We start from the raw sequence: 8,770 nt of genomic DNA on the forward strand, positions 1-8,770 counted from the left end.
AGCGGTGGGTCAGCTTGCATATGTATTGGCTGACACACCGCTTTCGCGAGCAAGCCCGCTCCCACATTTAGTAGTGTTGTGTGATGGCTGCAACGTATCAAGGTGCAGGCTGTTTAGGCGTCCCCGGGATGTTCGAGTCATCGCCTTTATTGATCTTCGGCTCATTCACCGAAGGCCCCATCTTGCCGTTACCCACCGCGGGCGGGCTCTGGCGACCGGTGTCGTGACCTTGGGTGTGCGGGTCGGCACTGTTGGTGTTGTCGACCGCGCCGCCGTTGGTTTCCAGGCCGGTGCCCATGGACTTCTGGGATTCACCGGTAGAAGGGTTGGTCAGGCCGGTGGACGAATCGGCGGCAAAACTACTCAGGGAAACCGCAGACAGCAGGCCGGTGAGGGCGAGGGCAGCAAACTGGGAATGCTTCATGAGAGTGTCTCCATAGGGGAAATGTCCTTACCCTCTATTGGTCCGCGTGCGCTGGGCGTTCGTGCCTTGATGGCGACGAACGGTCAAGACTTGCCGTGCCTGTATGGCCGATTTCCTCCGGTCATCAAAGCGCCTTAGTATGTGGGCTTTGAAATTGCCAAGGCTCGCCCATGACCATCGAGATTCGCCCCGCCGTGCCCAGCGATGCTGCGCAAATCCTGACTTTTATCACTGAACTGGCCGAGTACGAAAAAGCCCGGCACGAAGTGATCGCCAGCGTGGTGGACATCGAACGCAGCCTGTTCAGCGAAGGCGCCACCGCCCACGGCCTGATCTGCCTGCGCGATGGCTTGCCGATTGGTTTCGCGGTGTTCTTTTTCAGCTACTCCACCTGGCTGGGCAGCAATTGCCTGTACCTCGAAGACCTGTACATCAATCCGGAACAGCGCGGCGGCGGCGCGGGCAAGAAGTTGCTGCGCCACCTGGCCAAGATCGCCTTCGACAACGGCTGCGGGCGTTTTGAGTGGAGCGTGCTGGACTGGAACGAACCGGCAATTGCCTTCTACAAATCCATCGGCGCCCAGCCCCAGGAAGAGTGGGTGCGCTACCGCATGGAAGGGGATGCGTTGCGGGATTTTGCCTTGGGTTGAAAATACCTTTTAGAAAGCGCTGACGTTCAAATGTGGGAGGGGGCTTGCTCCCGATAGCGGTGTATCAGTCGACATCTGTACTGACTGAGCAACCGTTATCGGGAGCAAGCCCCCTCCCACATTTTTTTGCGTATCTCTCACTATGTGGGATATGAATTTATATATTGAGATATTTCAAAAGATGGGTTTATAGTCGGCGGCATCAGCACTCACTACCAAAAATAAAACAGGTGAAGCGATGCAGGCACAACCGTTGTCACTCCCCGCGGTGCCCGAACCCACTTATGGCGAACGGCTCAAAGGCAAAGTGGTGATCATCACCGGCGCCGCCCAAGGCATAGGTGAAGCCATCGTCGCGTGTTTCCAGGCCCAGCAGGCGCGCTTGGTCATCGCCGATATCCAGGCTGAAAAAGTCGAGAACGTGGCCACCCACTGGCGCGAACGCGGTGCGCAAATCTGCGCGCAAGCCGTCGATATCACCTCCAAAAAGCAATGGCAGTCCCTGGTCAACCTGGCCATCGAGCGCTATGGCCGGGTGGATGTGCTGGTCAATTGCGCCGGGGTCAACGTGTTCCGCGACCCGCTGCAAATGACCGATGAAGACTGGCGCCGCTGCTTCGCCATCGACCTGGACGGCGCCTGGTTTGGTTGTCGCGCAGTGTTGCCGCACATGATCGCGCAGGGCATCGGCAACATCATCAATATTGCCTCCACCCATTCCAGCCACATCATCCCTGGCTGCTTCCCCTACCCGGTGGCCAAGCACGGTTTGCTCGGCCTGACCCGCGCCCTGGGCATCGAATACGCGCCCAAGGGCATTCGCGTCAATGCGATTGCACCGGGCTATATCGAAACCCAGCTCAACGTCGATTACTGGAACGGCTTCCCCGACCCCCACGCCGAGCGCCAGCGGGCCTTCGACCTGCACCCGCCCAAGCGCATCGGCCAACCGATAGAGGTGGCGATGAGTGCGCTGTTCCTGGCCACTGACGAAGCGCCCTTTATCAATGCCACCTGCCTGATGATCGATGGCGGGCGGTCTGTGATGTACCACGACTGAATCTTTTCCAATAACAAAAAAGAGGTGGTTCATGTTCAAGAAGACACTCGGCACCCTGGCGCTCGCCCTGGCTTTAAGCGGCGTTGTATCGGCCGAAGAAGTGAAGATCGGCTTTTTGGTCAAACAGGCCGAAGAACCTTGGTTCCAGACTGAATGGGCCTTCGCCGAAAAGGCCGGTAAGGAGCACGGTTTCACGGTGATCAAAATTGCCGTGCCGGATGGCGAGAAGACCCTCTCGGCCATCGACAGCCTGGCCGCCAACGGCGCCAAGGGTTTTGTGATCTGCCCGCCGGACGTGTCCCTGGGCCCGGCCATTGTCGCCAAGGCCAAGGTCAACGGCTTGAAGGTGATGGCTGTGGATGACCGTTTCGTCGATGCCAAGGGCAACTTTATGGAGGAGGTGCCTTACCTGGGCATGGCCGCCTTCGAAGTGGGCCAGAAGCAGGGCGCCGCCATGGCCGCCGAAGCGAAAAAACGCGGTTGGGATTGGAAAGACACCTACGCCGTGATCAATACCTACAACGAACTCGACACCGGCAAGAAGCGCACCGACGGCTCGATCAAATCCCTGGAAGAGGCCGGCATTCCCAAGGATCACATCCTCACCGCCGCCCTCAAGACCCTCGACGTACCGGGCAGCATGGACGCCACCAATTCGGCCCTGGTCAAACTGCCCAGCGGTGCGAAAAACCTGATCATTGGCGGCATGAACGACAACACCGTGCTGGGCGGCGTGCGTGCCACCGAAAGCGCTGGCTTCAAGGCCGCCAACGTGATCGGCATCGGCATCAATGGCACCGACGCCATCGGCGAATTGAAGAAGGCCGACAGCGGCTTCTTTGGCTCGATGCTGCCAAGCCCGCATATCGAAGGCTACAACACAGCGTTGGCCATGTATGAGTGGGTCACCACCGGCAAGGAACCGGCCAAGTACACCGCCATGGACGAAGTGACGCTGATCACCCGCGCCAACTTCCAGGAAGAGCTGACCAAGATCGGGCTGTGGAAATGACCGGCGCGGCCCTGCGCTTCAATGGCATCGGCAAGGAGTTTCCCGGGGTCAAGGCCCTGGCGCAGATCAGCTTTGAAGCGCGGCCGCATCAGGTACACGCGCTGATGGGCGAAAACGGCGCGGGCAAGTCCACGCTGCTCAAGATCCTTGGCGGCGCCTACATTCCCAGCAGTGGCTCGCTGCAGATTGGCGAGCAAACCATGGCGTTTAAAAACGCCGCCGACAGCATTGCCAGCGGTGTGGCGGTGATCCACCAGGAACTGCACCTGGTGCCGGAAATGACCGTGGCCGAGAACCTGTTCCTCGGCCATTTGCCCACGCGTTTCGGCGTGGTGAACCGGCGCCAGTTACGCAAGCAGGCCCTCGCTTGCCTCAAGGGCCTGGCGGATGAAATCGATCCGGCTGAAAAACTCGGGCGCCTGTCCCTGGGCCAGCGCCAATTGGTGGAGATCGCCAAAGCGCTGTCCCGTGGCGCCCATGTGATCGCCTTTGACGAGCCCACCAGCAGCCTTTCCGCCCGTGAGATTGATCGCCTTATGGCGATCATCACGCGCCTGCGGGACGAGGGCAAAGTGGTGCTTTACGTGTCTCACCGCATGGAGGAAGTGTTCCGCATCTGCAATGCGGTCACGGTGTTCAAGGACGGGCGCTACGTGCGCACGTTTGACGACATGAGCGCGCTCACCCATGACCAGTTGGTGACCTGCATGGTCGGCCGGGATATTCAGGACATCTACGATTACCGCCCGCGCGAGCAGGGCGACGTGGCGTTGAAGGTGGATGGCCTGATCGGCGCTGGGTTGCGCGAGCCGGTCAGTTTCCAGGTGCATAAAGGCGAGATTCTCGGCCTGTTCGGGCTGGTGGGGGCAGGGCGCACGGAGTTGTTTCGGCTGTTGAGTGGCCTGACCCGCAGCACCGCTGGCAGCCTGGAGCTGTGTGGTGAACAACTGCAGCTGCGCTCACCCCGCGACGCCATCGCCGCCGGTGTGCTGCTGTGCCCGGAAGACCGCAAGAAAGAAGGCATCATCCCGCTGTCCAGCGTGGCCGAAAACATCAATATCAGTGCCCGCGGCGCCCATTCAGCCTTCGGCTGGCTGCTGCGTGATGGCTGGGAAAAGACCAATGCCGATCACCAGATCAAGGCGATGAAGGTCAAGACCCCCAACGCCGAGCAGAAAATCATGTACCTGTCCGGCGGCAACCAGCAGAAGGCGATTTTGGGCCGCTGGCTGTCGATGCCGATGAAGGTGCTGCTGCTGGATGAACCGACGCGGGGCATCGATATCGGCGCCAAGTCGGAGATCTACCAGATCATCCACAACCTGGCGGCCCAGGGCATCGCGGTGATTGTGGTGTCCAGCGACCTGATGGAAGTGATGGGCATCTCTGACCGCATCCTGGTCATGAGCGAAGGCGCCCTGACCGGCGAACTGGCCCGCGACCAGGCGGATGAAGCGCGGCTGTTGCAACTGGCTCTCCCGCGTTCGCGGGCTTGAAGAATTCGAGGTGTACGCATGTCACAGGTAAAAACTGCAAAGGGCTTCTGGCCGGGTTTCAACCAGCGCAAGTTCCTCGATGACTGGGTGATGCTGCTCGCCGCGTTGGGCATCTTTGTACTGAGCGCGTTGTTTATCGACAACTTCCTCTCGCCGCTGAACATGCGCGGCCTGGGCCTGGCGATTTCCACCGTGGGCATCGCGGCGTGCACCATGTTGTTCTGCCTGGCGTCCGGGCACTTCGACCTGTCGGTGGGTTCGGTGATCGCCTGCGCCGGCGTGGTGGCGGGCATCGTGATCCGCGACACCGACAGCGTGGCGCTCGGCGTGTCGGCGGCGTTGGCCATGGGCTTGGTGGTGGGGCTGATCAATGGGATCGTCATCGCCAAGCTGCGTATCAACGCGTTGATCGCGACGTTGGCGACCATGCAGATCGTGCGCGGCCTGGCCTACATCTTCTCCAACGGCAAGGCGGTAGGGGTGATGGACGAAGGCTTCTTTGTATTTGGCAACGGCCAACTGCTGGGCGTGCCGGTGCCGATCATCATCACCGTGCTGTGCTTTGTGTTTTTTGGCTGGTTGCTCAACTACACCACCTACGGGCGCAACACCATGGCCATTGGCGGCAACCAGGAAGCGGCGTTGCTGGCGGGGGTGAACGTTGATCGCACCAAGATCATCATCTTTGCCGTGCACGGTTTGGTGGGCGCGTTGGCCGGGGTGATCCTCGCATCGCGCATGACCTCGGGCCAGCCGATGATCGGGCAGGGGTTTGAACTGACGGTGATCTCTGCGTGTGTGTTGGGCGGGGTGTCGTTGAGCGGTGGGATCGGCATGATTCGGCATGTGATTGCCGGGGTGTTGATTTTGGCGATTATTGAGAATGCGATGAACCTGAAGAACATCGATACCTTTTACCAGTATGTGATTCGGGGTTCGATTCTGTTGTTGGCGGTGATCATCGACCGCATGAAACAACGCTAAGCCATGCCATGTGAGGACCAAATGTGGGAGGGGGCTTGCGCGCGAATACGGTGTATCAGAAATAGATGTGCTGACTGACACACCGCATTCGCGAGCAAGCCCGCTCCCACATTTTGATCTCCACTGTGCTCAGGTTCAGCATTTGCCATAATGCCGCCAGTTTTCGTACCACCACATAGGCCCGACATGCAGGAAAACGCCCAATCCCCCGCCAAAGAATCCGCCCCCACCGGCACCCAGACCCTGCTCCGTGGCCTGGGCGTGGTGCAAGCGGTGGCGGCCGGCGCGCGGGATCTGAAAGAGATCGCCAAGCGCATCGGCACCACCCGCAGCACCACCCACCGCCTGGCCAGTTGCCTGGTGGACGAGCGTTACCTGCGCGTGGTGCCGCAGGTTGGTTACCTGCTGGGGCCCAAGTTGATCGAGCTGGGTTTCCAGGCGCGGGAAGAATTGCCGCTGGTCACGCTGGCGGTGCCTTATCTGGATGAACTCTCGGCGCTGACCGGCGATACCATCCACCTGGCCATTCGCGAATACGACGATGTGCTCTACCTGCACAAGAACCCCGGCCGCAACGGCCCAGAGATGCGCTCGCGGGTCGGCCATCGTATGCCGCTGGCGCGTACTGGCATCGGCAAGGCGTTGCTGTTGGATGACTCGGTGCAGGAGTGGCAGCGCTTGTACGAAGTGAGCCAGCCGGTCGCAGGCAAAAGCCAGCAGTGGCCGCAGCACCCGGAGCAGTCCTGGGCGCAGTTCGAGCAGCGCATGCACGAATATGTGGTGGGGGGCTTTGCGTTCGACCTGGAAGACAACGAACCGTCGATCCGCTGCGTGGCGGCACCGGTGCGCGATGCCAGCCGGCGAATCGTCGCCGGCATCAGCATCGCCAGTACCGTGCCCTACATGCCGCTGGAAAAAATGGCCGAGCTGATCCCTGTGATCAAACAGGTCGCAGCGCGGCTGTCAGCGGAGTTGGGCGCTAAGGTCTGATCAGACCTTGAGAGTCGCCATGTCGATGACAAAACGGTACTTCACGTCGCCGGCGATCATGCGGCTGTAGGCTTCGTTGATGTTACGGATATCGAGCATTTCGATGTCGCAGCTGATGCCGTGCTCGGCGCAGAAATCCAGGACTTCCTGGGTTTCGGCAATGCCACCGATCAGCGAACCGGCCAGCACCTTGCGGCCCATGATCAGCTTGGCGGCGTTCACCGGCGGGTCTACCGGCTCGATCAGGCCCACCAGGATGTGCACGCCGTCAAAGCGCAGCACGTCGAGGTAGGGGTTAAGGTCGTGCTGCACCGGAATGGTGTCCAGCAGGAAGTCGAAATGCCCGGCGGCGGCTTTCATCTGCTCGGCGTCGGTGGACACGATCACATGGTCGGCACCTTGGCGACGGCCTTCCTCGGCCTTGCTCGCGGAGCGGGTGAACAGGGTCACTTCAGCGCCAATCGCCTTGGCCAGCTTGATGCCCATATGGCCCAGGCCGCCCATGCCCAACACGCCAACCTTGTCGCCGGCCTTGATGCCGTAGTGCTTGATCGGCGAGTACATGGTCACGCCGGCACACAGGATCGGCGCGGCGCTGGCCAGGTCGAGCGTGGCCGGGATCTTCACCACGAAGTGCTCGCTGACCACGATGCTGTCGGAGTAGCCGCCCATGGTGTTGGTGCCGTCAATGCGGTCCGGGGTGGCGTAGGTCATGGTCGGGCCTTCGAGGCAGTATTGCTCAAGGTCCGATTTGCATGCGTCGCAGTGGCGGCACGAGTCCACCATGCAACCCACACCCACCAGGTCACCGACTTTATGCGCGGTGACGTTGGCGCCGACGGCGGTGACCTTGCCGACAATCTCGTGGCCCGGCATCAGCGGGTACACGGCGATGCCCCATTCGTTGCGCGCCTGGTGGATATCGGAGTGGCACACGCCGCAGTACAGAATCTCGATGGCCACGTCATCGACACGCGGGCTACGACGCTGGAAGGACATGGGGGCGAGGGGAGTGGTGGCCGACTGGGCGGCGTAACCGATGGCGGTGTACATGGCGGAACCTCGCAAAAACAATAACAAGAGAGGCGGCGCATTCTCCGCGCCGAGCCCTGATGCGGCCATGGCGATTGCTCCGAGTCTCATGCCTATTCGTCCGGAGGTGCCCCGTGTTTGGATTTATGTGCCCTCAGACCTGCGATGATGTTCTCATCCCTTTTTCGCGAAGTTTTTTGCCATGTTGTTGACCCGCCATTTGGACGCCAACGCCACGCTGGTGTCCTTGATTGAAGGGCTTACGCCCTGTGACGGTTTCTCGCCCACCCATCTGCCTGGGGTGAAGGTATTGCGCGCCAGTTGCGACGTGGCACGCGGGCCGCAGATCTACGAACCGAGCCTGATGTTCGTAGCCCAAGGCAGCAAGCTGGCCTACCTGGGCCCGCGCACGCTGGAGTATGGGGCCGGGCACTACCTGATCCAGGCGATGCCGGTGCCGTTCGAATGCGAGACCTTTGCCATGGCGCCGAATGCGCCGTTGTACGGGGTGACGGTGGGCATCGATCGCGTGGTGCTGGGGGAGTTGGTGATGGCCATGGGCATTCAAGCCGGGCCGCCGCCCACGGCGCAGACGCTGGAGTCGATGAGTTCGGTGGTGCTCGATGACGCCATGCGCGGCTGCGTGGAGCGGCTGTTGCAGTGCCTGCACGATCCACTGGAGAGCCGGATCATGGGCCCGGCGCGGGTGCGCGAATTATTGTTCTGCGCACTGCGCGGGCCGCAGGCGGATGTATTGCGTGCGTTGGTGGAACAGCAGGGGCAGTTTTCGCGGATTGCCACATCGTTGAATCACCTGCATGCCCATTACGCCGAACCGCTGAATATCGAAACCCTGGCCGGGTATGCGCACATGAGTGCGTCGACCTTTCATGAGCATTTCAAACGCTGCACCTTGTTGTCGCCGGTGCAGTATCTGAAGCGGTTGCGGTTGTTGAAGGCGCAGCAATTGCTGCTGGTTGAGGGCGTAGGTGTGGCGCAGGCGGCGCACAGTGTGGGGTATCAGAGTACGTCGCAGTTCAGCCGAGAATATAAGCGCTACTTCGAGCGCAACCCCGGCGAAGAACGGGCGGCATAATTTCACTGACACGATGGAATCAAAAA

Annotated in this window: 9 protein-coding genes; 7 read left to right on the forward strand and 2 right to left on the reverse strand. The window is 60.8% G+C overall.

Features of this window, described 5'->3' with window-relative positions:
* Positions 1–97 precede the first annotated feature (97 nt).
* On the reverse strand, positions 98–424 hold the full coding sequence (locus DYL59_RS30930; protein WP_135292581.1) for a hypothetical protein: 327 nt from the start codon (positions 422–424) through the stop codon (positions 98–100).
* A gap of 170 nt (positions 425–594) precedes the next feature.
* Here DYL59_RS30930 and DYL59_RS30935 point away from each other — a divergent pair, with 170 nt between their 5' ends.
* The 6 genes from DYL59_RS30935 (at position 595) to DYL59_RS30960 (ending at position 6,616) form a co-directional block, all read left to right on the forward strand.
* Positions 595–1,074, forward strand: coding sequence for a GNAT family N-acetyltransferase (locus tag DYL59_RS30935; RefSeq protein WP_010208407.1), 480 nt, complete (start codon positions 595–597; stop codon positions 1,072–1,074).
* A gap of 238 nt (positions 1,075–1,312) precedes the next feature.
* Positions 1,313–2,134, forward strand: coding sequence for an SDR family oxidoreductase (locus DYL59_RS30940; protein WP_135292582.1), 822 nt, complete (start codon positions 1,313–1,315; stop codon positions 2,132–2,134).
* A 31-nt stretch (positions 2,135–2,165) separates the two neighbouring features.
* Positions 2,166–3,146, forward strand: coding sequence for a substrate-binding domain-containing protein (locus tag DYL59_RS30945; RefSeq protein WP_135292583.1), 981 nt, complete (start codon positions 2,166–2,168; stop codon positions 3,144–3,146).
* Positions 3,143–4,642 (forward strand): L-arabinose ABC transporter ATP-binding protein AraG, encoded by a 1,500-nt coding sequence (gene araG, locus DYL59_RS30950; protein ID WP_135292584.1) that lies wholly within the window; start codon positions 3,143–3,145, stop codon positions 4,640–4,642. Before DYL59_RS30945 ends, araG begins: the two co-directional genes overlap by 4 nt.
* Before the next feature lie 18 nt (positions 4,643–4,660).
* Positions 4,661–5,626, forward strand: coding sequence for an L-arabinose ABC transporter permease AraH (gene araH / locus DYL59_RS30955; RefSeq protein WP_135292585.1), 966 nt, complete (start codon positions 4,661–4,663; stop codon positions 5,624–5,626).
* Positions 5,627–5,812: 186 nt separating this feature from the next.
* Positions 5,813–6,616: an IclR family transcriptional regulator gene (locus tag DYL59_RS30960; RefSeq protein ID WP_135292586.1), complete on the forward strand. Its 804-nt coding sequence runs from the start codon at positions 5,813–5,815 to the stop codon at positions 6,614–6,616.
* Here DYL59_RS30960 and DYL59_RS30965 read toward each other — a convergent pair whose 3' ends face one another.
* Positions 6,617–7,669: an NAD(P)-dependent alcohol dehydrogenase gene (locus tag DYL59_RS30965; protein ID WP_135292587.1), complete on the reverse strand. Its 1,053-nt coding sequence runs from the start codon at positions 7,667–7,669 to the stop codon at positions 6,617–6,619.
* A gap of 181 nt (positions 7,670–7,850) precedes the next feature.
* Here DYL59_RS30965 and DYL59_RS30970 point away from each other — a divergent pair, with 181 nt between their 5' ends.
* Positions 7,851–8,744: an AraC family transcriptional regulator gene (locus tag DYL59_RS30970; protein WP_135292588.1), complete on the forward strand. Its 894-nt coding sequence runs from the start codon at positions 7,851–7,853 to the stop codon at positions 8,742–8,744.
* Positions 8,745–8,770 lie beyond the last annotated feature (26 nt).

Source organism: Pseudomonas kairouanensis (assembly GCF_004682055.1).
In the GTDB taxonomy this organism is placed as follows: domain Bacteria; phylum Pseudomonadota; class Gammaproteobacteria; order Pseudomonadales; family Pseudomonadaceae; genus Aquipseudomonas; species Aquipseudomonas kairouanensis.

Excerpts from the sequence above, each read along its gene's own strand:
- araH (WP_135292585.1), top strand. The coding sequence starts at position 4,661 with ATGTCACAGGTAAAAACTGCAAAGGGCTTCTGGCCGGGTTTCAACCAG.
- DYL59_RS30935 (WP_010208407.1), top strand. The coding sequence starts at position 595 with ATGACCATCGAGATTCGCCCCGCCGTGCCCAGCGATGCTGCGCAAATC.
- araG (WP_135292584.1), top strand. The coding sequence starts at position 3,143 with ATGACCGGCGCGGCCCTGCGCTTCAATGGCATCGGCAAGGAGTTTCCC.
- DYL59_RS30945 (WP_135292583.1), top strand. The coding sequence starts at position 2,166 with ATGTTCAAGAAGACACTCGGCACCCTGGCGCTCGCCCTGGCTTTAAGC.
- DYL59_RS30970 (WP_135292588.1), top strand. The coding sequence starts at position 7,851 with ATGTTGTTGACCCGCCATTTGGACGCCAACGCCACGCTGGTGTCCTTG.
- DYL59_RS30965 (WP_135292587.1), bottom strand. The coding sequence starts at position 7,669 with ATGTACACCGCCATCGGTTACGCCGCCCAGTCGGCCACCACTCCCCTC.
- DYL59_RS30930 (WP_135292581.1), bottom strand. The coding sequence starts at position 424 with ATGAAGCATTCCCAGTTTGCTGCCCTCGCCCTCACCGGCCTGCTGTCT.
- DYL59_RS30960 (WP_135292586.1), top strand. The coding sequence starts at position 5,813 with ATGCAGGAAAACGCCCAATCCCCCGCCAAAGAATCCGCCCCCACCGGC.
- DYL59_RS30940 (WP_135292582.1), top strand. The coding sequence starts at position 1,313 with ATGCAGGCACAACCGTTGTCACTCCCCGCGGTGCCCGAACCCACTTAT.